This window comes from bacterium (genome assembly GCA_018814885.1).
In the GTDB taxonomy this organism is placed as follows: Bacteria; Krumholzibacteriota; Krumholzibacteriia; order LZORAL124-64-63; family LZORAL124-64-63; genus JAHIYU01.
In genome coordinates, this window is the sequence record JAHIYU010000104.1 from 1 (window position 1) to 21,654 (window position 21,654).

Annotated in this window: 17 protein-coding genes and 2 tRNA genes; 14 read left to right on the forward strand and 5 right to left on the reverse strand. The window is 68.2% G+C overall.

All coding sequences use genetic code 11. The annotated features are described in order from the left end of the window. Together KJ554_06540 and KJ554_06545 are read left to right on the forward strand one after the other, a co-directional pair. On the forward strand, positions 1-459 hold a 459-nt coding region (locus KJ554_06540), incomplete at its 5' end, for a hypothetical protein (GenBank protein ID MBU0741989.1). A 200-nt stretch (positions 460-659) separates the two neighbouring features. Further along, complete coding sequence (locus KJ554_06545) at positions 660-2,066, forward strand: ammonia-forming cytochrome c nitrite reductase subunit c552 (protein MBU0741990.1); 1,407 nt, start codon at positions 660-662, stop codon at positions 2,064-2,066. Positions 2,067-2,136: 70 nt separating this feature from the next. On the opposite strand, the gene KJ554_06550 is transcribed toward KJ554_06545, so the two are convergent. Together KJ554_06550 and KJ554_06555 are read right to left on the reverse strand one after the other, a co-directional pair. Beyond that, a complete protein-coding gene (locus tag KJ554_06550) occupies positions 2,137-3,912 on the reverse strand; it encodes a M1 family metallopeptidase (protein MBU0741991.1) in 1,776 nt (591 codons plus the stop codon). Between the two features lie 25 nt (positions 3,913-3,937). Then, on the reverse strand, positions 3,938-5,170 hold the full coding sequence (locus tag KJ554_06555; protein ID MBU0741992.1) for a hypothetical protein: 1,233 nt from the start codon (positions 5,168-5,170) through the stop codon (positions 3,938-3,940). A gap of 80 nt (positions 5,171-5,250) precedes the next feature. On the opposite strand from KJ554_06555, the gene KJ554_06560 reads away from it, so the two are divergent. Further along, a complete protein-coding gene (locus KJ554_06560) occupies positions 5,251-5,910 on the forward strand; it encodes a 7-carboxy-7-deazaguanine synthase QueE (protein MBU0741993.1) in 660 nt (219 codons plus the stop codon). A 36-nt stretch (positions 5,911-5,946) separates the two neighbouring features. Further along, on the forward strand, positions 5,947-6,654 hold the full coding sequence (gene queC / locus KJ554_06565; protein ID MBU0741994.1) for a 7-cyano-7-deazaguanine synthase QueC: 708 nt from the start codon (positions 5,947-5,949) through the stop codon (positions 6,652-6,654). On the opposite strand, the gene KJ554_06570 is transcribed toward queC, so the two are convergent. Together KJ554_06570 and KJ554_06575 are read right to left on the reverse strand one after the other, a co-directional pair. Next, on the reverse strand, positions 6,655-7,941 hold the full coding sequence (locus KJ554_06570; protein MBU0741995.1) for a hypothetical protein: 1,287 nt from the start codon (positions 7,939-7,941) through the stop codon (positions 6,655-6,657). It lies immediately after the preceding gene. Further along, the gene (locus KJ554_06575) at positions 7,938-8,966 is read right to left on the reverse strand and encodes a glycosyltransferase family 9 protein (protein ID MBU0741996.1); all 1,029 of its coding nucleotides are present in this window, start codon (positions 8,964-8,966) and stop codon (positions 7,938-7,940) included. Before KJ554_06575 ends, KJ554_06570 begins: the two co-directional genes overlap by 4 nt. A gap of 155 nt (positions 8,967-9,121) precedes the next feature. On the opposite strand from KJ554_06575, the gene KJ554_06580 reads away from it, so the two are divergent. The 4 genes from KJ554_06580 (at position 9,122) to KJ554_06595 (ending at position 13,305) form a co-directional block, all read left to right on the forward strand. Further along, positions 9,122-10,381, forward strand: a complete 1,260-nt coding sequence (locus tag KJ554_06580; protein ID MBU0741997.1) for a hemolysin family protein — start codon at positions 9,122-9,124, stop codon at positions 10,379-10,381. Continuing rightward, the gene (locus KJ554_06585) at positions 10,368-11,402 is read left to right on the forward strand and encodes a DUF21 domain-containing protein (protein ID MBU0741998.1); all 1,035 of its coding nucleotides are present in this window, start codon (positions 10,368-10,370) and stop codon (positions 11,400-11,402) included. Before KJ554_06580 ends, KJ554_06585 begins: the two co-directional genes overlap by 14 nt. A 92-nt stretch (positions 11,403-11,494) precedes the next feature. Further along, a complete protein-coding gene (locus KJ554_06590) occupies positions 11,495-11,851 on the forward strand; it encodes a DUF1844 domain-containing protein (GenBank protein ID MBU0741999.1) in 357 nt (118 codons plus the stop codon). Further along, on the forward strand, positions 11,848-13,305 hold the full coding sequence (locus KJ554_06595) for a thrombospondin type 3 repeat-containing protein (GenBank protein MBU0742000.1): 1,458 nt from the start codon (positions 11,848-11,850) through the stop codon (positions 13,303-13,305). Before KJ554_06590 ends, KJ554_06595 begins: the two co-directional genes overlap by 4 nt. Here KJ554_06595 and mazG read toward each other — a convergent pair whose 3' ends face one another. After that, positions 13,306-14,106: a nucleoside triphosphate pyrophosphohydrolase gene (gene mazG / locus KJ554_06600; GenBank protein MBU0742001.1), complete on the reverse strand. Its 801-nt coding sequence runs from the start codon at positions 14,104-14,106 to the stop codon at positions 13,306-13,308. Between the two features lie 164 nt (positions 14,107-14,270). Here mazG and uvrA point away from each other — a divergent pair, with 164 nt between their 5' ends. The 6 genes from uvrA to glmS all read left to right on the forward strand — a co-directional run bounded on the left by uvrA (position 14,271) and on the right by glmS (position 21,548). After that, positions 14,271-17,075, forward strand: coding sequence for an excinuclease ABC subunit UvrA (uvrA, locus tag KJ554_06605; GenBank protein ID MBU0742002.1), 2,805 nt, complete (start codon positions 14,271-14,273; stop codon positions 17,073-17,075). Continuing rightward, positions 17,072-18,061 carry a UDP-glucose 4-epimerase GalE gene (gene galE, locus KJ554_06610; protein ID MBU0742003.1) on the forward strand — a complete coding sequence of 330 codons (990 nt, stop codon included), beginning with the start codon at positions 17,072-17,074 and terminating at the stop codon, positions 18,059-18,061. Before uvrA ends, galE begins: the two co-directional genes overlap by 4 nt. A 129-nt stretch (positions 18,062-18,190) precedes the next feature. Beyond that, positions 18,191-18,266: transfer RNA gene (locus KJ554_06615), tRNA-Phe, on the forward strand. Between the two features lie 16 nt (positions 18,267-18,282). Next, positions 18,283-18,358: transfer RNA gene (locus KJ554_06620), tRNA-Thr, on the forward strand. A 51-nt stretch (positions 18,359-18,409) separates the two neighbouring features. Then, entirely contained in the window at positions 18,410-19,747 is a 1,338-nt protein-coding gene (glmM, locus tag KJ554_06625) for a phosphoglucosamine mutase (GenBank protein ID MBU0742004.1), read from the forward strand. Between the two features lie 25 nt (positions 19,748-19,772). Next, a complete protein-coding gene (glmS, locus tag KJ554_06630; protein ID MBU0742005.1) occupies positions 19,773-21,548 on the forward strand; it encodes a glutamine--fructose-6-phosphate transaminase (isomerizing) in 1,776 nt (591 codons plus the stop codon). Positions 21,549-21,654: the final 106 nt, after the last annotated feature.

Genomic DNA, 21,654 nt, shown 5'->3' on the forward strand with positions numbered 1-21,654 from the left:
GTGCGCCTGGAGCTCAAGGACATCTACTCGGCCATCGAGGAGGCCAAGGCCGATGCGATGGGCCCCTGGTGCATCTTCAAGCTGCAACAGAAGGGCTACTTCCCGGCATCCATCTACGAGCAGCAGGCGGTGACCTACCTGGCCGGCCTGTTCCGCTCGGTGCGGTTCGGCATCGCCGAGGCGCACGGCCTGGCCAACGCCATCCAGTTCAACTATCTGATGGACAAGGGCGTCATCTCGGTGGCGGAGGGGCGCTTCCGGATCGACACGGAGGTCTTCCCCCTGGCCCTCGAAGGCCTGGTGCACGAGATCCTGGTGCTGCAGGCGGCCGGGGACTACGACGCCGGCGAGGCCATGATCGACCGCTACGGCGGCATGTCGGAGGTCCTGGCCGCAGCCCTGGACGCGCTGACGGGGGTGACGGTGGACATCCTGCCCCGGTACGCGGTGACGGATTGACGTTCCTCGCCTAAACAGGGCAGATCCAAATGAGAAGCCCCGCTCGATACGAGAGCGGGGCTATCTTGTTAGTAGGTTTTCATTCTCAATTTGTTATATTTGTAACAATATTTGTTGAAATTGTATAGAGCATGTTCCAATATATACCGAGTTACTGGGAGATATCGGGGGCTCGACGACTCTCTAGGAGGTAGATGATGGTGGCTGTACGAAGATGGATCGCGCTCGTACCGCTCGCGGTGATGGCGCTCGTCTTTATGGCTGGTTGCGAAGGCGAACAGGGACCCGCCGGTCCGCAGGGCCCTCCGGGGGGCAGCGAGTCTCAATACACCTACGCGGGCAACAACGGCGAGGATTGCTACCATTGCCATGCGCGCACAGTCGCCTCGGTCCTGCTGACCCATCATACCATGGCCTACGAGGACCTGGCCGAGGGCGAGAAGAGCCAGGTCGATCCGTACTGCCTCCAGTGCCACACGACCGGCTGGGATTCGCCGATCGCCCATGGCGAGACCGAGATCACGACGTACGGCCCCGACGTCAACGGCTACGACGACTACTGGGGCGTCGACGGCGAAGAGGCGGCCGAACGCCGGGCCGCCCTCGAGGGCGTCCAGTGCGAGTCCTGCCACGGTGCCATGGGACCGGACTTCAACGAACACCAGCCCCTGCTCTCCTTCAACGACGGCATGGTCGGCGAAGAGTCCCAGTCGCTGTGCTTCAAGTGCCATGGAACGCAGATCGACGAGTGGTCCACGTCCACCCATGGGAACATAAGTCCGCGCACGGGTTCCTGCGCTCCCTGCCACTCGGCGGAGGGATTCATCCAGGCCAACGATCCGGCCTACGCGACCTTCACCTTCTCCACGCCCTACAGCGTCATCGGTTGCGTGACCTGCCACGACCCGCACGCCGGCGACCTGGGCAGCGGCAACATCCATCAGCTGCGCCAGGTGGGCGCGGTGGAGGTCAACTACGCACCCGGCACCGAGCCCGGGGACGACGAGCGGCCCCGCATGGAGGGCTACGGGCCGGCCCAGACCTGCGCCCAGTGCCACCACGCCCGTCGCGACAACGACAACGTCGCCGGTCAGATCGACGAAGGCGACGGCCATTTCGGCCCGCACCACAGCGCCCAGATGGACATGTACATCGGCGCCGGCTGCTACGAGATCGACGGTGCGACGTACGACACGACGCACTCGCACCAGTACATCCCGAACGCCTGCGTCGATTGCCACATGGTCCGCGAGACCCTGCTGCACGGCGCTCTGCAGGACCACTCCTTCCACACCTTCGAGCCCGAAGTGGGCAGCTGCACCGGCTGCCATACGGGCTGGACCGACTTCACGCCCGTCGCGACCTTCCAGGCCACGATCACCGCCAAGTTGGACGAGCTCGCGGTCCTGTTCGGCTACATCGATTTCGTCGACATGGAGGAGAACTGGGACAGCGAGGCCATCGGCGTCGAGGTCTGGCAGCGCGAGGCAGCGTACGCCGCCTTCTTCGTCTTCGACGACGGCAGCCACGGCGTCCACAACCCGGACTACGCCATGGACCTGCTCCAGAACGCCATCGACCACTATGCGGCGATGGACACCAAGTAGGGCGATCGCTGCAACGGATGAGGCCGGCCCCCCCGAGGGGCCGGCCTTTTTCGTGTGGGCCCGCGCTGAATCAGCCCGTCTTTCCGATGATCCCCGCGACCGAGCCCCGGCTCAGCGGATGGTAGCTGTCGGCTACGTCGGCGAAGACCTCGCGCGCGAAGGCGACCGTCTCGGGATTGCCGGCCAAGGCGCCGTAGAGGGGCTTGAGGTACTTCATGCGGCCGACGTTCGTGAGCACTTCGCGCACGCGGGGCAGGACCGGTGCGTAGGCCGAGCCGGCGGCGATGGTCAGCCACTCCACGAGGATCTCGTAGTTGCCCTTCCCGGTCAGCCCGAACGTCTCGTCGAGCCAGCGGCAATCGTCCGCGGACAGCTTCCGCGGCAGGTCCTGCAGGTAGAGCTGCCACTCGTCCGGGGTCCACGTCGCGGCGTCGTCGGGCGCGGGGCGGGCGCCCCCGGTCCAGCCATCGGCCAGTTCGCGGATCCTGTCCACCCTGGCTGACGCCACCTTGAGCTCGTTGCCTGGCATGCCCGGTTCGTAGATCCAGCGCCGGCCGTCGATCCTGTCCAGGACGCCCGGCAGCCTGCGCTCGAGGAAGTCGATGAACTCCCCGGTGGTGATGGACTGGAAGCGGAAGGCGTCGATGTAGTCGAGCAGGAAGGCGTCGAACTTCCGGCGGCCGATGGCGTCCTCCAGCAGGAGCACGAACTGGGCGCCCTTCTCGTAGGGGACCAGCGAATAGACCCCGTCGGGATCGATGCCCGCCAGTTCCGTGCGCAGCTTGGTGAACTCGGAATCCGGGCCGAACTGATCGAGGTGGATCTGCAGCGCGTTGCGCCTGATGACGCCCTGCAGGTCGGCGTAGTCCGTCCCGTGAAGCTCCTCGAGGATGCGCCGCTCGGCGTAGACGGTGAAGCCCTCGTTCAGCCAGAAGTCGTTCATGGTGGCGTTGGTCACCAGGTTGCCGGTCCAGGAATGGGCCAGTTCGTGGGCCACGACGTTCACCTGGGAGCGGTCGCCGGCCAGCAGGGTCGGCGTCAGGAACGTCAGGCGCGGGTTCTCCATGCCTCCGTACGGGAAGGCCGGCGGCATGATCAGCATGTCGAAACGGTCCCAGACGTAGGGCCCGAAGAGCCTTTCGGCCGCGTCGATCATGCTCTCGACCCCGGCGAACTCCCAGGCCGCCTGCTCGACCGTCTCGGGTTCGGCGTAGACGCGCGAGCGTGGGCCGAGATCGGCCTGATCCAGGTTGCCGACGGCCAGGGCCAGCAGGTAGGTGGGGATCGCCTGGGGCATCTCGAAGCGCCAGGTCGTTCCGCCGCCGTCGGCCGGCACCGAGCCCGTGCCGGCCGCGGACATGACCGCCACCAGCGGCGCGGGCACTGTCACGTTCGCCGTGTAGGTGACGCGGTGGCGCGGCGTGTCCTGGCAGGGGACGATCGTGCGGGCGTGGATCGGCTGGCACTGGGTGAACATGAAGGGGTGCGCGCCGCCCGCGGTCTGCTGCGGCTCGAGCCAGCCCAGGGCCATCGCCCCGGCCCCGGTCACGTAACTGATCGTCACGCCAGTGGTCCCCGCGGGCAGGTCCAGGCGCAGACGGTCGCCCCTGATGTCGTCCGTCTCGGCGATGGCCCAGGGCACGACTTCACCGGTGGGCGTCGTCACTTCGTCTATGGCCAGACCGCGGGCGTAGAGGTCCAGGGGACCATCCGCGGGCGCCGTGAAGCGCAGGCTGGCCCGGCCGGCGATGGTTCGCGCAGCGAAATCCACGCGCCAGTCCAGATCCATGTGGGTGGTCACGGCCTGCCGGTCGTCACACCAGGAATGAGGATCGAATCTACTCATCGTCTTCCCCCGCTGAAGTGTTCGTTCAATACGTGCTCAGGTGCGCCATCAGATCTTCGAACATGCCGGCGGGGAAGGGCGGCAGGCCGAGCGGTTCGCCGGACGCCGCCGAGGCCAGCGCCGCCTCCTGATAAGCGCGCATGAAGGCCGCCGTATCGCCGGCAACGCTCAGCAGCCTGTCCTTGCCGAAACGATCGGCGATCAGTTTGGCCATCGCCCAGCCGATCTTCTCGTAGCGGTCGTTGAAGCGCAGGAGATTGTCTATCTTGCCGCCGTACTTCGCCTGGTTGGACGCGACCACCGGGTCGAACATGTTACGCATCATCATGGCCATGCGGCCGAGGATGAGTCTGGCGTCAGCCTGGATTTCGGGCGCGTGGAGGGCTTGTCCCCTGAGTTGCGGGTGCGCGTCGTCGAAGCGGACGGAGGCCTTGCCGCCGAGCCAGCTCGCGACGGCGCTGTGGCGTAGCATGCGGAAGGCGCCGGCCAGCTTCACCTCGCCCGCCTGGCTGAAGTCCGGTTTCACGCCGTCGACGGGCGCCAGGGCGATGTAGAGACGGCCGGCCAGCAGCTGCGCGGCCTGTCGCGGGCCAGCAGCGAGCGCCAGGCCGATGTCCATGGCGAACTTGTCGGGCTCGGTGAAACCGATCAACGGCGCGCCTGCGAAGAAGCGTATTGTGATCTCTGCTGGCAGATCCTCGGGCGGGACGACATCGGTCAAGGCGCCACGCAGGTCGTTCAGGAGCGTGGGCGTGCAGAAATCCCGGTTGGGGGCCGCGGTTTCTGCCAGGCGGTCTTTCAGGTAGGTGAAGTTGCCGAGCAGATCGGGTCTCTTCGGGGCGGGCGTGTCGAGGGAGTCTCGGCCGGCGAATACCTGCTCCATCGCCCGCTTCATGATCCGGCGGTTCAGGTTGTTGCGCTTGCGGTCGTCGTCGATCATCCTGTAGGCGGGCGTTTCGAGCAGTACCTGGTAACTGTCCAGGGTAACCGTTTCGCCGACGGTGAGTCTCCGTACCAGATCCAGCCAGGCGTCGACGGCCGTGACGTCGCTGTAGATCACCGGACGGACGGCGGGATCGCTGCTGACGACCAGCGATGGCGCCTGGAAGTCGGCGTCGATGGCCGCGCGCGGGGGGACCCGGTCCTTATGATCCTCGCCGCAGCCGGCAATCACGATGAGCGACGCGGCGAACAGGGATGCGAGGGCCGCGGGGAAGGGCCCTGTGCGGGGAAGTTTGTCGTTGCGAGTGCTGAGCATTATCTTTCCTGTCGTGAGACGAGGCCCACCCTCGAAAAGACCCATGATAACACGCCTACGGCGGTTGCCAAGTGGAAGCCATGTCGACCCTTCTGGTAAACGAGATCTACTACACGATCCTGGGCGAATCCAGCGCCGTAGGTTCGCCCTGCACGATCGTGCGCCTCACGGGCTGCCACCGGCGTTGCAGCTATTGCGACAGCGCGTACGCCTTCACCGGCGGTTCGTCCCTGGCCCTGCCGGAGGTGCTCGCCCGTGTGGCCGGGCTCGGGGCCGGCAGGGTGCTCGTCACTGGAGGCGAACCCCTGTTGCAGCAGGCCTGTCCCGATCTGTTGCGCGCATTGATCGCGGACGGGCGAGATGTGATGCTCGAAACGAGCGGTACGCTGGGCGCCCTGTCGCTCGCGGCGGTGCCGGACGGCGTGCGGCGCATCGTCGATGTCAAGACCCCGGCCAGCGGCATACCCGCCGCGCAGGTGGACTGGCGCGGCTTGAGGACGCTGGGCCGCAGCGACGAGCTGAAGTTCGTCTGCTGCGACCGCGCCGACTACGACTGGGCCCGGGATCTGGTGCGCGGCGGGGACATGCTGCCGGCGGAGGTGCCGGTCGCCTTCTCGCCGGCCGAAGGGCTGCTCGAGCCGGCGATGCTCGCGGAGTGGATCATCGCTGACAAGCTCGACGTGCGCTTCCAGATCCAGCTCCAAAAGGTGCTGTGGCCGGGCCTGGCGCGAGGGATCTGACCCGGTCCGTTCCGCTGCGCAGCGCATCGCGTCGACATGAAACATCCGGGCCGGGCGGGAGGCGTCGTGGGCGGTCGCGAAAAACCCCGGGTCGTGGTTCTCCTGAGCGGAGGCATGGATTCCTGCGTCTGCCTCGCCGATGCCGTGCGCGATCATGAACCGGCGGTCCTGCATCTGAACTACGGGCAACGCACGCAGGCGCGCGAGTTGAAGGCTTTCCACGATATCGCGGACCACTACGGGATCGAGCGACGACTCGTAGTCGATCTGTCCTACCTGGAGCGCATCGGCGGCAGCAGTCTCGTCGACGCGTCCCTGCCCGTGGAGGAGGGATTGCCGACCGGTGACCGCGTGCCCTCGACCTACGTCCCTTTCCGCAACGCGCACATCCTGGCCGTCGGCGTCTCGTGGGCGGAAGTCATGGGGGCGACATCCCTGTACATCGGCGCCGTGGCGGAGGACGGCAGCGGTTATCCGGATTGCACGTCCGCCTTCTACGAAGCCTTCGCGGCGGCCGTTGCGGCCGGCACGCGGCCCGAGACGCGCCTCGAGATCAGAACGCCGTTGATCGACCTGGACAAGGCCGGCATCGTCGCCCGCGGACGCGAACTCGGAGCTCCCCTGCATCTGACCTGGTCCTGCTACGTCGCGGAAGACCGCGCCTGCGGCGTCTGCGAGAGCTGCACGCTGCGACTGCGCGGATTTGCGCGCGCCGGCGTCACGGATCCTCTTTCCTACGCCTGATCAGAGGTAGCGGCGCAACAGCTCGACGCTGCGGTCGGCGGCTCCCGACTGGGCCTCGACCGTTGCCCGCGCGGCATCGCCGGCCTGGCGGCGGACATCCTCGTTCGTCAGGAGGCTCAGCAGACGGGAAAGGGCTTCCTGCGGCCGGCGCAAGACGAATCCGGCGCCCTTGTCGACCATCGTCAGCGCCTCCTCGGCGTTGCCGATGCGGGGGCCGAAGAGGACAGGCAGGGACGCCGCCGCGGGCTCCAGCGTGCTGTGCACCCCGGTCGTGAAGCTGCCGCCGACGTAGGCGACGTGGCCCGCGCGGTAGATCTCGGCCAGCACGCCGACGCGGTCCACCAGCAGGCAGCGGGTGCCTCCGTCCCGCCGCCGTGCCATCTCCCACTCGCCGAGGCGCTGGGCCCGCAGGCCGCGGGCGCGACAGGTCCGCTCGATCGCCGCCAGTCGATCCGGCTGTGGTTCGTGGGGGACCAGCACGACGTTCAGGCCGGGGTCCGCCTGCAGCAGTCGGGGCAGCACGGGCCACCACAGCGCCTCGTCCCGCGGCCAGGTGCTGCCCAGGATCAGGCGCCGTTCGCCCCAGGACCGCAGGGCCGCCGCCAGGTCGCTGTCGCGGGACGCCGCGAACCTGCCCAGGACCTGTTCGGCGCGCGTGTCGCCGGTGACCGAGACCGGCGCGCTCACGCCCATGCCCGCGACGAAGCGTCGCCGATCCGCCTCGCTGCCCACGCCGAGATGCGCGAAGCGGTCGAAGACCGCGCGGAAGAACGGGCGCAGCGGCCCCCGCTGCCTGATCGAACGGGCCGGCAGTGCGCCCGACAGCAGCATGACGGGGACGCCGCCCTCTTCCGCGGCGCGCACGAGCGCGGGCCAGCAATCGTATTTCACGAAGACCAGCGCGCGCGGCCGCCAGGCGTTCACCAGCGACGTCATCGCCGCCGGGTGGTCCAGGGGCAGGTAGTCGTGGTAGTCGGCGCAGGGATGAGCCAGGGCGTAATCGCGTCCCGAAGGAGAGAAATGCGTGACGGCGATGGGACCCTCGCCGGCCGCGCGCAGACGTCGCACGATCGGCAGCGCCTGTTCGTATTCGCCCACCGAGGTTGCGTGCAGCCAGATGCAACCCTGCAGCCCGGCCGCCGCGGCGGCGACGCGCGCCGTCAGGCCCCGCCGCCCGTCGAGGCCCCGACCGAGCTTGGCCGAGAGGACGGCGACCGCTGGCAGCACCGGAAAGAGCGTCCTCGCGACGCCGGCGTACAGTCGTTCGGACGGGTGTGCTCTCCTCATGCGCCGCCGTCCGGATCGGGGTTTCCGCCGAGCAGCGGCAGCACGGCGTCGCGCACCGCCGTGGCTTCGATGCCCTCGAGGCAGGCCAGATCGCCGCGATGACAGGGGCGCGAGCCGGTACGCGAACAGGGACGGCAGTCCAGCGCCAGTTCCAGCACCCGGCTCTGCGGCAGCAGGGGATAATAGCCGAAGGCGCGCACGGTCGGCCCGAAGAGGGCGACCACTGGCGTGCCCGTGGCCTCCGCGAGATGCAGCAGGCCGCTGTCGTTTGTCACGGTCACGCTGCAGCGGGCGAGGGCACCGGCCACGTCGATCAGCTCGCGATCGCGCACCACGTCCACGTCGGGATGGCGCGCAGCGGCCACGGCCAGACGGCTGCCGGCGTACCAGGGGGTCTCGTCCGGTCCCAGGAAAAGCGTGACAGGCACCGCCGAACATTCACGCAAAAGATCAATAAGATTTGCGAACTTGTTGTCCGGCCATCGTTTGCTATCCCAGCGCGCTCCTGGTGCCAGGCCAACGCGCGGCGACGGCCGCTCCGCCGGGCGCAGGTGGGCGAGGGGGGGGCGCGGTGACGTCGCACGGCCCGCCGCCGGTCCGGTCAGCTCGAGGAAACGGTCCAGCAGGCTCCGGTTCAGCGCCGGGAGCAGGGGTGCGTGCGCGTGCGGCGCGTTCCGCAAAAGCCGCAGGCGCTGCCCGGTGTCCTTGCGGATGCGCGCATCGGGCCGGCGGCGCATGAGCAACGTCAGCAGATGGCTGCGGAGCACGCCGTGGGCGTCGAGCACGGTGTCGTAGCCGTCCAGGCCCAGGGAGCGGGCCAGGCCCAGGAGAGCGGACAGGCCCCGCCCGGGCAGGACCTTGACCTCGTCCACCCCGTCGAAGGCGCGCGCCAGCGCGGCGAATTTCTCCTTGGTTACGAGCGTCGTATGCGTGCCCGGTGCCGCGGCGGCGAGCCCGGACACGAACCAGCCGCAGATGCACAGATCGCCCAAGGCGCCGAAACGGATGATCAAGGTCCTTGGCAAGCCGACCTCCGGTGTGAGCGTCGAATCCACGGGCACCAGTTGCGGCCGATCCGCAGCGACGAGGCCCGCGACTCCGATCGAAGCCTAGCAGGCAGTTGCAGGGTGTCAAGGAACGGGCTATGCTCCTCTCCGCACAATCCTTCCTGGAGAGGGCCTTGTTGGAACTGCTGCTCATGATCTCCCTGTTGCTGCTGTCCGCCGGTTTTTCCGGCTCCGAGACGGCCTTGTTTTCCTTGTCCGAAACCGAGCTGGCGGGGATGCGGGAGGAGGGCGGTCACGCCGGGCGGCGTGTGGTGTCGCTCCTGAGACGCCCGCCGCGCCTGCTGGCCGCGTTGCTGATCGGCAACATCCTGGTCAACACGGCCGCCAGCGTCCTGGCCACTTCCCTGCTTGTGAGCCGGCTCGGCGGCCGCGGGCTGGCCGTGGCGGTGCCGGCCATGACGGTCCTGGTCCTGCTCGCGGGCGAGATCACGCCCAAGCTGGTCGCCCTGCGTGATCCGCGACGTCTCAGCCTCTTCCTCCAGCTGCCCGTGTCCATCTGGCTGACGGTCATCCGTCCCCTGCTGCACCTGGTGGACCGCGCCGGTGAAGCGCTGCTCTCGCATCTGCCCCTCGAACGTACGGGCAGCCGCCAGCTCACCGTGCCCGAACTCGTAACCGCCACCGGGCTGGCGGTTCGCGACGCCTCCTTGACGGAGACCGAGGGCAGGTTCGTGTCGCGTCTGCTGCAACTCGAGGATCTGGACGTGCGCGAGATCATGACGCCGCGCACCGCCGCCGTGACGCTCGGCGAGGATTCCACGCGCGCGGAGATCCTGCGGGCGGCCGAAGCCAACGGCCTCAACCGCTTCCCGGTGCTCGACCGGGACGGGGACAGGCCCGTGGGAGCGTTTCACGTGAAGGATCTGCTGATCGACGACGCCCCGTCGCCGGTGCGCAGACTGAAGCGCGCACCGATCTTCGTACCCGAATCCAAATCGGTCGCCGGCCTGCTCAACGAGTTGCGCGAGTGTGGGCAGCACATGGCCTTCGTGGTGGACGAGCACGGCGACTTCTCCGGTCTGGCCACCCTGGAGGACTGTATAGAAGCGCTCACCGGTCCCTGGCGCGACGAAACCGACTCCGGCGCGCCGCAGATGCTGCAGGTCGCCGAACGCAACTGGGTGGCCGCCGGCGGCGTCGATCTGCGCAGGGTCAACGAGGCCTGCGGCACCCATATCGCCGCTTCACACGATTACGTGACGCTGGCCGGTTACGTGATGTCCCTGCTGGGCCGCGTCCCGCTGCGCGGCGACCGGATCAACGCCGGCGGCTTCCGTTTCACGATCCTGGAGATGGACGGGCTCCGCGTCTCCCGCATCCGCGTGCAACGGTTGGCGTCCGTTCGCGACGAGGGGGGGCATGATGCACGGTAGCGCGCCTCTCGCCTGGGATCTGGTGGTTCTCGTCGTCGCCGTCTGCGTGCTCGCCTCCGGTTTCATGTCCGGCACGGAGACCGGCCTGATGAGCGTCAGCCGCATCCGTCTGCGTTTCCTGGAGCTGCGGCGGGAGCATGCGCGCGCGACGGAACTGACGCGGCTGCTCGGCCGGGTGGAGGATCCCATCCTGACCTGCCTGATCGGCACCAACCTGTTCAACGTGCTCGGCAGCGCCGTGCTGACGGTCGCGTTCACGGCCCGCTACGCCGAGAACGGCGAAGTGGTGGCGGCGGCCGTGGAATCGGTGCTTGTCATCACCCTGGCCGAGATCGTGCCGAAGGTCCTCTACCGCGAGTACCCCGAGCGGTTGACCCTGGCCTCGCTGCCGGTGCTGCGCGTGGCCATGACGATGCTGGCGCCGGTGCGTTGGATCCTCATGGCCTATTCGCGCCTGTTGCAGGCGCTGCTGCCGGGACGGGGCGCGGGCGAGAGCCGGGCCCTGGGACGCGCCGCCATGACGTCGCTGCTGTCGACGCATCCCGTGGCCGGCCAGGACCGCCGTTTCACGGAGATCCTGGACCGTTGCCTCGCGCTGGCCGACCTGGACCTGACGGCGATCATGACACCCTGGCCGCGTGTGAAGAAGCTGCCGCGCACCGCCACCCTCGCGGAATGCCGCGCCGCAGCCGCCGAGTTCGGCAACAGCCGTCTGCCCGTGATCGAGCAGACCGGCTCCGGCGTGCCGGGCTGGCTTCTCGTGCGCGATCTGCTCTTCGTGGATCCTGCCGCGGCCTGGGACGACCTGCCCCCCGCCATGATCCGCACCTGCCCCTATGTGGACCGGTCCATCTCGCCCTGGGCGCTGTTCGAGGAGATGCGCTGGCAACAGCAACAGATGGCCGTGGTGACGGACCATGCGGGGAACCCGCTCGGGCTGGTGACGTTGGAGGATCTGCTCGAGATCCTCGTGGGCAGCATCGAGGACGAGTTCGATCGCGCCATGGTCGCAAGTTATTGACGTGCAGTTTTCGATCCCGTAGGCGTGGTGCGGCGGCACGACGGCGCGACCAGGACTCGGGGCGACGAAGTCCGACGAGAGGAGTGAAGCGGATGTCCGAGCAGATGAGCAAGCACGACCAGGTGTTGCTGACCCTGGTCATGAACCTGCAGGGGAGCGTCATGGTCCAGCTGGGCAAGTTGGCGGACCCCGCCACCGGCAAGATGGCCCGCAGCCTCGACGGCGCGCGCTACGTCATCGACGTCCTGGAGATGCTGCAGACCAAGTGTCGCGCGGAGACCCATCCGGAGATCGTGACCATGCTCGACCGCGTGGTGATGGAGCTACAGCTCAACTACACCGATGAGGTGAAGAAGGGCGGGGACGAGCCGGAACCACCGGTCGCCGAAGACGCAGGCGATTCCGCGAAGTCGACGCCGGACGAGCCGGCCCCGGAGGCCCAGGCTTGAAATCGTGGCGGCGACACGGTCCGGCCGCGCTGGCCTTGCTCTGTGCCCTGTTCGCCTCTTCGGCCGCGCTGGCCGACCTGGCCCTGCGGAACCAGGAGCGGTCGGCCCGGCTCAACCGGGTCGTATCTGGTCTGCTGCCTCCGGACGGATTGCTGGCGGTGGGCGTCGCCGGCGGCTTCTTCGCCGCGTATCACGGTCCCGCTGACCTGCGCTATCCGATCGGTTTCAGGACTGCCGGCCTGGAGCTTGAATACGGTCCGTGGCCCTGGTTGAACCTGCGCCTCGACCAGCCCTACCGCACCTGGTCGGGCGGACGCGACGACCTGCCAGCCAGCGGGAGCGGGCTTGCCGATGGTGGCGCCGGGCTGCTCGTGTCGTTGCCCATGCCGTCGCGGGGTCTCGGACTGGCCTTCGACGCCCGTACGACGCTGCCCACCGGCAACGAGGCCGACGGCCTCGGTGAGGGTTCGCCGTCGCCGTACGCCGGTCTGGCGCTGAGCGCGGCCCTGTGGACGCGCGCACAGATGCCCGAACTGCGGCTGCACCTGAACTTCGGCCGCCGTTTCCAGTCTCGGGACGAGGGCCGGGGCGCCGTCGTCGTCGGCAGACTCGAGTCCTGGCCGCCGCTGTACCCGGCGGTGCGCGCGGGAGGCGCCGCCTCCGACAACGACGCGACCGTGTTCGGCGCGGCATTGGAGTTTCGCAAGTCGCTGGTCAGCCTCTTCGTGGAATACTACGGGGAGCGCTACGGCGACGCGGTCGACATCTCGGCACGCGAGTTCCCCCGCCATCTCGCCGCCGGCCTGCGCTGGGGCGGGGAGGAGGGCCTGGCGCTGTCGTGGGGCTACGAAGTGCCCTTGGGACTGGAAGACCCGGCCACGTCCTTCGTCGCGGCCTATCCCGACTTCGTCCTCCACGCCGGTCTGTCCTACAGCTTCGCGGCCGGCGGCTCGGACTCCGACCGCGACGGCATCCCCGACCGGCTCGACCTCTGCCCCGGCGCGGCGGAGGACCGCGACGGCCACCTCGACGAGGACGGCTGCCCCGATCCCGACAACGACGAGGACGGCATTCCCGATGTCGAAGACCTGGCCCCCGATTATCCGGAGGACTACGACGGCTATCTGGACCACGACGGCATTCCAGACCTCGACAACGACGGGGACGGCATTCTCGACGCGGCCGACGCGTGCCCCGACGTACCCGAGGACATGGACGGTCACCAGGACGCGGACGGCTGTCCCGAGGAGTTCCTGGACGCGGACGGCGACGGCCTCCCCGACGAGGAGGACCTCTGTCCCGGCGACGCCGAGGATCCGGACGGCTTCGAGGACGAGGACGGCTGCCCGGAGGAGGACAACGATCTCGACGGCATCGCTGATGCCCTGGATCAATGTCCCGGTGTGGCGGAGGATTACGACGGGGTGGCGGACGAGGACGGCTGCCCCGAGTGATCAGGTGTCCCGGGCCTCTTCGGCCTTGGCCTGTTGCCAGGCCTCTTCGAGCCTGTCGATGCCCGCTTCGCGCATGGCCGCGTGATCGTGGAAGCGGCTCTCGACGCCGCGGAAACGCTCGCGGAAGCGACGGTTCGCCTTGCGCAGGGCGTCGTCGGCTTCCACGCCCAGCCGGCGCGAGAGGTTGACCACGGCCAGCAGGATGTCGCCGACCTCGTGCTCCACGGCCCCACGGTCGGCCAGCGCCGCGGCCGCCGCCAGCTCGTCCATTTCCTCGCGCAGCTTCTCCCAGATGCCGTCGACCTCCGGCCAGTCGAAGCCGACCTCGGCGGCGTCCTGCTGGTAGGTGTGGGCCTGGCGCAGGGGAGACGACGAAGCCGGCAGGTCCTTCAGGGCCGTCGGCTCGGGTTCCTCCTGGCCGTTGGCCCGTTTCTCGGCTGCCTTCATGGCGTTCCAGTGGATCTGGCTCTCGGCATGGTTCGCGGCGCTCACGTCGCCGAAGACGTGGGGGTGCCGGCGTATGAGTTTCTCGTTGCCCCCACGCGCCACGTCCTCGAAGGCGAAGGGCTCCGTCTCGCCCAGTATCTCGCAGCAGAAGGCCACCATGAACAGCAGGTCGCCCAACTCCTCGGCGACGTGCTCGGCGTCGCCGGCCAGCGCCGCATCCAGCAGCTCGCCGGCCTCGTCCAGCAGGAACCGCGCGGCGTCGGCGACGGTCTGCTTCTGGTCCCAGGGGCAACCGCCCGGCGCGCGCAGGGTGCGGATGGTCCGCAGCAGGGCTTGGGTGTGCGGCAGGCTCATGTTGGAGCGACTTTCGTTCTGGTTGGATCGGGGGCAGGTCCGCGCGACTTGCACGCTGCCAGCTTATATCCCTTGTACGTGTTGTGAAAGTGCGGATATCATGACAGGTCCCCCTTCGGCGATTCGTGTTCGACGTCCGGCATGCGCGTCGGCAGGAGCAGGTCTTGAGTGATTTCATCAGGATTCGCGGCGCCAGGCAGCACAATCTCAAGGCCTGTGACGTGGACATCGTTCGCGGGGCGCTGACCGCCGTGTCGGGCGTGTCCGGGTCCGGCAAGTCGTCGCTCGTCTTCGACACCCTCTACGCCGAGGGACAGCGCTGCTACGTCGAATCGCTGTCGGCCTACGCCCGCCAGTTCCTCGCCCGGATGCCCAAGCCCGACGTGGACTCGATCGACGGCATCAGCCCCGCCATCGCGATCGAGCAGCGCAATGCAGCGCGCAGCGGCCGCAGCACGGTGGGGACAGTCACCGAGATCAACGACTATCTGCGCGTGCTCTTCGCGCGCATCGGGCGCATCACCTGTCCCGATTGCCGGACGCGCGTCGCCCCGGAAACCCCTGCCTCGGTCTGGCGTCGCGCGAGACGCGAGTGGCCCGACGCGAACGTCCTCGTCGCCTATCCCCAGGTGATCAGTCGGGAGGGCTCGCGCAGCGGCTGGGCCGAACCGCTGCTGGCGCAGGGGTTCCGGCGGGCCGTGGTCGGCGGCGAGCTGCTGCGTCTCGACGAGGCCGACGCCGAAGGCGCTCCCGCCCCGGCCGCCGGCGAGGAAGTCGACGTGGTCCTGGACCGCATCGCGCTCGAGCCCCGTCAGCGTTCGCGTTTCACCGAAGCGGTCGAGATGGCCTTCCGGCAGGCCAACGGCTGGTGCGGCCTGCGCCGGGCGGACGACCTGGCGGTCGCTCTGGCTTTCTCCTCGCGACTGGTCTGCAATTCCTGCGGACGCGAATTCCCCGCACCGACGCCTCATCTCTTCTCCTTCAACTCGCCCCAGGGAGCCTGTCCCGACTGCAACGGTTTCGGCAACCGGCTGGAATTCGACGAGGAACTCGTCGTTCCCGACGATTCCCTCTCCCTGCTGGACGGCGCGGTCAAGCCCTGGCGGACCGAGACGTTCGCGCGCACCCACGCAGCCATGATCCGGTTCTGCCGCCAGGAGAAGATCCCCGTGGACGTTCCCTGGCGCCGGTTGACCGCGGCTCAGAGGCGCGTCGTGCTGGAGACCCGCGCTAAGGGCTATGCCGGCGTGCTGCCCTTCCTGGAGGACATGCGCCGGAAGATGAAGAAAGGTCACCACCGCTTCTTCACGCGGCGTTTCATGGGAGACACCAGATGCCGCACCTGCGGCGGCAGCAGGCTGCGGCGGGAGGCCCTCGCGGTCAAGGTCGGCGGGCTGGACCTCGGCGTCCTCTCGCGCCTTTCGCTGAACGATGCCTTGCGGCGCGTGGAAGGCCTGCGCATGTCCCGGGCGGATCTGCAGGCCGCGGGCGACGTGCGCGACGAGATCGTGCACCGGCTGCGCTTCCTCGTCAGGGTGGGGCTGGGTTATCTCACGCTCGACCGCCTGACCCGCACGCTCTCGGGAGGGGAGGCGCAGCGCATACATCTGGCCAACGCCATCGGCTCGCGTCTGACCGACACGCTCTACGTGCTCGACGAACCGACGACGGGCCTGCACGCCGCGGACGTCGATCGTCTCATCGGGACGCTCAGGGATCTTGTCGATGCCGGCAACACGGTCGTCGTCGTCGAGCACGACCTGGCGGTCCTCAACGCCGCCTCCTATTTGATCGAACTCGGGCCCGGCGCCGGCCTGGACGGCGGCGAGGTGGTCTACCAGGGATCGGTCGCGGATCTGATCGCCGCCGGCGGGACGCTGACCGCCGACTACCTGCGGGGCGACAGGACCCTCCCCGCGCCCCTGTCCGCGCGCGACGGGGACACGATGCGGCTGGTCGTCAAGGGTGCGCGCAAGCACAACCTGCGTAACATAGACGTGGCCGTGCCGCTGGAGCGTTTGGTCTGCTTGACCGGCGTCTCGGGCTCCGGCAAGAGCACCCTGCTCGACGATTGCCTGTACGACGGGCTGACCGGCAAGGTCGCCGGCGGCAAGGAACGCTGGCGCGCCTTCACGGGCTTCCAGGGCGCTCACGGGATCGACAAGGTGATCCTGGTGGACCAATCGCCTGTCGGCAAGTCCAGCCGCTCCAACCCGGCGACCTATCTGGGATTCCTGGCGCCCATCCGCGAGATGTTCGCCGCCACTCCCGACGCCAGGGCCAGGGGTTTCGCCGCAGGGCGCTTCAGCTTCAACACGGCCGGCGGCCGTTGCCCGGAATGCCAGGGGCTCGGCGAGTACCGTGTCGAGATGCATTTCATGGCGGACATCTGCGTGCCGTGCGAGGTCTGCGGCGGTAGCCGCTTCAATCCGGCCACGCTGGAGGTGAAGTTCCGCGGTCACACCATGGCGAATATCCTGACCATGACCGTGGACGAGGCGCTCGCCTTCTTCAGGCGCGAGAACCTGGTGCGCGAGAAACTCTGGGTGCTCAAGAAGGTGGGGCTCGGCTATCTGACGCTCGGCCAGTCGGCCACGACCCTCTCGGGGGGGGAGAGCCAGCGCCTGAAGATCGCGCGCGAACTCGCGTCGCCGGGCGGCCGGCACAACCTTTACCTGCTCGACGAGCCGACGACCGGCCTGCACATACACGATGTTGCAGGGCTGGTCAAGGTGCTCCATGATCTGGTGAAGCAAGGCCACACCGTCGTGGTCATCGAGCACAACCTGGACCTGATCGAGAGGGCCGACTGGATCATCGATCTGGGACCCGGCGGCGGCGCCGACGGCGGCGGCCTCGTCGGCTGCGGCACCCCGGCGGACCTGGCCCGCAACAAGGCTTCCGTCACGGGCCGCTACCTGCGTGCACGTGCACGCGCCGACGGAGCGCCGGCGAAAGGAAGACCATGAGAGTACTCGTCACGGGCGGCGCCGGCTACATCGGCAGCGTCACGGCGCGCGCGCTCGCCGTGCGCGGCCACGAGGTGGAGATCCTGGACGACTTCAGCACCGGGCACCGCGCCGCCCTGCTGGCGGGCGCGGCCCTGCACGAGGGCAGCCTCCTGGACGGGGATTTCCTGGCCGGGGTATTCGCGCGTCCCTTCGACGCCGTCATGCATTTCGCCGCCTTCAGCCTGATCGGCGAATCCGTCGCCGAGCCTCTGCTGTACTATCGCAACAACGTCGCCGGCAGCGCCAAGCTCCTCTCCGCCGTCACCGTCGCGCGCGTCCCCCGCTTCATCTTCTCCTCGTCGGCCGCGGTCTACGGCAAGCCGGACCTGGCGTTGATCCCGGAAGACGCCCCCACCGTGCCGGTCAACCCCTACGGCCGGACGAAACTGGCCATGGAGTGGATGCTGGACGACGCCGCCGCCGCGTCGGGTCTCTCCGCGGTGGCGCTCCGCTACTTCAACGCCTGCGGCGCCACGTCCGAGCTGGGAGAGGACCACACGCCCGAGACCCATCTGATTCCCAGGCTCCTGCGGTCCCTACAGGATCCCACGCTCGGGTTCGCGATCTACGGCGACGACTACCCGACGCCCGACGGCACCTGTATCCGCGATTACATCCACGTGGCGGACCTGGCCGACGCCCATGTCCTGGCTCTCGAATGGGTGGACCGCCCGGGCCTGACGGTGATGAACCTGGGCACCGAAACCGGCCACTCCGTGCGTGAAGTGGTGACGGCTGTCTCACGCGTCACCGGACGGGCCATCACGCCGGCCGTGGCGCAGAAGCGTGCCGGCGATCCGCCGCGACTGGTGGCCGCGTCGCAGCGGGCCCGGCGGCTGCTGGACTGGCGCCCGACCCGCAGCGATCTGCAAACGGTCATCAGGGACGCCTGGCGCTGGCACGGCGCCCATTCCGGCGGCTACGCGCCCGGCGGGCAGGCGTGATCGCCGACGGCGCCGGGGGTAGCCAGATGACATGCGCCGGAGTATACTGGCGCAGTGACAAGCTTGACATGAAGGGTGCGGGAGTGCTTTATTCCCGGACCGCCGTAAAAGGGCGGTCCGCAATGGTATGCCTGGGTAGCTCAGTTGGTAGAGCACTGCACTGAAAATGCAGGTGTCGGTGGTTCAAATCCGCCCCCAGGCACCACCCCTGCACGGATCGAGCCGATGTAGCTCAGCTGGTAGAGCAGCTCACTCGTAATGAGCAGGTCTGGGGTTCGAGTCCCCACATCGGCTCCATCGCCTTCCCGCCCGTATACGGAACTTTCGGCTCTCTGAAAGGAGCCTCCGGTGGTCCTGCGCATAAGTGTTTCCGGCATACGCGGCGTGATCGGCGACGGCCTGGACGCGGTGGTCGCCGCGCGCTGGGCGGCGGCCCTCGGCGCCTGGTTGCCGCCCGGTCCGGTCGTGGTGGGGCGCGATACGCGTCCCTCCGGCCCCATGCTGCTCCGCGCCGTCGAGTCAGCCCTGGTTTCCACCGGCCACGACGTCGTGGACATCGGCGTGGCCAGCACGCCGACGACCGAGATGGCGGTCCAGGAATCCAACGCCGTCGGCGGCGTGATCATCACCGCCAGCCACAACCCCCAGCCCTGGAACGCGCTCAAGCTGCTCGACGGCGACGGTCTCTTCCTGACCGCCGCCGATAACGATGCCCTGCTGGAACATCTCGAGGCCCAGGACGGCCACGTGGCCTGGGACCGCCTCGGTCGGGTCTCGGGCCGCGAGGGGGCGGAGCGCCGGCACCTGGAGGCCATCCTGGCCCTGCCCTGGCTTGACCGGGACCGGATCGCGGCCCGCGGTTTCAAGGTGGCCGTGGATGCCGTGGAAGGCGCCGGCGGCCGCATCGTGCCCGCCCTGCTCGAGTCTCTCGGCGTGGCCTGCGTGCCACTGCATTGCGGTCTGTCGGGCATCTTCCCCCATCCGCCGGAACCGACCCCGGCGCACCTGGCCGAGCTGGGCGAGGCCGTGCTGTCGTCGGGCGCGGACCTCGGTTTCGCGGTGGATCCCGACGTGGACCGGCTCGTGATGGTCGACGGCACGGGCAAGCTGCTGAGCGAGGAGCTGACCCTCGCGGTGGCCGTGGATTTCCTGCTGGGCCGCGAACCGGGGCCGGTCGTGGTCAACCTGTCCACCACCGGCCTGATCGAGATCCTGGCCGAGAAGCACGGGCAGTCGGCGAGCCGCACCCCGGTGGGCGAGGCCAACGTCGTGGCCGAGATGCTCGCCAGCGGGGCGGTGATCGGCGGCGAGGGCAACGGCGGCGTGATCTATCCCGCCTTGCATCCCGGCCGCGACGCGCTGGTGGGCATCGCCATGGTTCTGCAGCACCTGGCCGACACCGGCCAGGGACTCGACGCCATCGTGGCCGGCTATCCGCCGGTGGCCATGATCAAGGACAAGTTCGATCAAGTCAGCCCCTTCGCGACCGATACGATAAAGGAACGATTGCAAACGCTCGGCGAAGGCGATATCGACGACAGCGACGGCGTGCGCTGGAGCGGTGCCTGCGGCTGGGTGCACATGCGCCCCTCCAACACCGAGCCCATAGTCCGGGTCATCGCCGAGGCGTCGACGGAGGAAGCCGCCCGCGACCTCGTCGCCAGGGCGCTGCCGCTCTGCAGGTGAAGCGAAGAACCGAAGGAAGTTCGACATGTGTGGAATAGTCGGCATCACGGGCAACAAGCAGGTGGCCCCCATTCTCGTCGAGGGTCTCAAGAGGCTGGAGTACCGGGGCTACGACAGCGCCGGCATCTCCGTCGCCAACGGCGGGATCAAGACGGTCAAGTGCCCGGGCAAGATCAGCGCCCTCGAGGTCGCCATGATCGGCGCCGACCTGACCGGGACCTGCGGCATCGCCCACACCCGCTGGGCCACGCACGGCCCCCCCAGCCAGGTGAACGCCCATCCGCACATGGACAGCGACAGCCGCATAGCCGTGGTGCACAACGGCATCATCGAGAACTTCCAGGTTCTCAAGCATCAGCTCGTGAAGTCCGGCTACGAATTCTGTTCCGAGACCGATTCCGAGGTGCTGGCCCACCTGATCCGCGAATTCTACGACGGGAACCTCGAGGAAGCCGTGCGCCGGGTGCTAGAGCTGGTCGAGGGTACTTACGGCATAGCCGCCATCCACTCCGACGAACCCGACAAGATCGTGGGCGCCCGCCGGGGCTCGCCGCTGGTCGTGGGCGTGGGCGAGGGGAGCAACTACCTCGCCAGCGACGTGGCCGCCATCCTCGGCGAGACCCGCAAGGTGATCTACCTGGACGACGGCGAGATGGTCACCCTGACCCCGGACTCGGTGGTCACGACCAGCGTCGCGAACGAACTCATCGACAAGGAAGTGCAGGAGATCCACTGGGATCTGGAGCAGATCCAGAAAGGCGGATTCCCCCACTTCATGCTCAAGGAGATCTACGAGCAGCCGGAGACCATCAAGAACGCCTACCGCGGACGCATCCTCCCCGAGACGGGGGACGTGAAACTGGCGGGACTCCGCCTCACCGAGTGGGAGCTGCGCAACATCCGCCGCATCATCATCCTGGCCTGCGGCACCAGCTGGCATGCCGGACTGGTCGGCGAGTACCTGATCGAGGAGTACGCCGGCATCCCGGTCGAGGTCGAGTACGCTTCGGAGTTCCGCTACCGCTCGCCCGTGATCGAGCCGGGCACCCTCTGCCTGACCATCAGCCAGAGCGGCGAGACCATCGACACGCTGGAGGCCATGCGCGAGGCCAAGCGGCGCGGCGCCAAGGTGCTGGGCATCACCAATGTGGTCGGTTCGACTATCGCCCGCGAGACCGACGGCGGCATCTACATCCATGCGGGACCGGAGATCGGTGTGGCCTCGACCAAGGCCTTCACCAGCCAGGTCACCATCCTGACCCTGTTGACGATCATGCTCGGCCGCCGCCAGATCCTGTCCAGCGATCGCGGCATACGCCTGCTCGAGGAGTTGCAGGGCATCCCCGACAAGATCAGGCGTATCCTGGACCAGGAGTCCGAGATCATCGAGATCGCCGAGGCCTACAAGGATCATCGCAACTTCCTCTACCTCGGCCGAGGCACCAATTTCCCCATCGCGCTGGAAGGTGCCCTGAAGCTCAAGGAAATCAGCTACATCCACGCGGAGGGCTATCCGGCTGCGGAGATGAAACACGGGCCCATCGCCCTGATCGATCCGGACATGCCGGTCGTGGTCCTCTGCACGCGCGACGGCAGCTACCAGAAGATCAAGGGCAACGTCCAGGAAGTGAAAGCCCGTAACGGCAAGGTGATCAGCGTGGTGACCGAGGGCGAGGAGGAGATCGCGGCCATGAGCGACCACGTGATCCGCATTCCCGACAGCGCAGACATGCTGACGCCGCTGCTGGCCGTGGTTCCCCTGCAGTTGCTGGCCTATCACATCGCCGTCCTGCGCGGCTAGAACGTGGACCAACCGCGCAACCTGGCCAAGTCGGTCACGGTCGAATAGGGGTGGCGGTGAAAAGACAGATCATCAGCACGGAGCTGGCGCCGCCGGCCATCGGAGA

Excerpts from the sequence above, each read along its gene's own strand:
- KJ554_06550 (MBU0741991.1), bottom strand. The coding sequence starts at position 3,912 with ATGAGTAGATTCGATCCTCATTCCTGGTGTGACGACCGGCAGGCCGTG.
- KJ554_06555 (MBU0741992.1), bottom strand. The coding sequence starts at position 5,170 with ATGCTCAGCACTCGCAACGACAAACTTCCCCGCACAGGGCCCTTCCCC.
- KJ554_06560 (MBU0741993.1), top strand. The coding sequence starts at position 5,251 with ATGTCGACCCTTCTGGTAAACGAGATCTACTACACGATCCTGGGCGAA.
- queC (MBU0741994.1), top strand. The coding sequence starts at position 5,947 with ATGAAACATCCGGGCCGGGCGGGAGGCGTCGTGGGCGGTCGCGAAAAA.
- KJ554_06570 (MBU0741995.1), bottom strand. The coding sequence starts at position 7,941 with ATGAGGAGAGCACACCCGTCCGAACGACTGTACGCCGGCGTCGCGAGG.
- KJ554_06585 (MBU0741998.1), top strand. The coding sequence starts at position 10,368 with ATGATGCACGGTAGCGCGCCTCTCGCCTGGGATCTGGTGGTTCTCGTC.
- KJ554_06590 (MBU0741999.1), top strand. The coding sequence starts at position 11,495 with ATGTCCGAGCAGATGAGCAAGCACGACCAGGTGTTGCTGACCCTGGTC.
- mazG (MBU0742001.1), bottom strand. The coding sequence starts at position 14,106 with ATGAGCCTGCCGCACACCCAAGCCCTGCTGCGGACCATCCGCACCCTG.
- galE (MBU0742003.1), top strand. The coding sequence starts at position 17,072 with ATGAGAGTACTCGTCACGGGCGGCGCCGGCTACATCGGCAGCGTCACG.
- glmS (MBU0742005.1), top strand. The coding sequence starts at position 19,773 with ATGTGTGGAATAGTCGGCATCACGGGCAACAAGCAGGTGGCCCCCATT.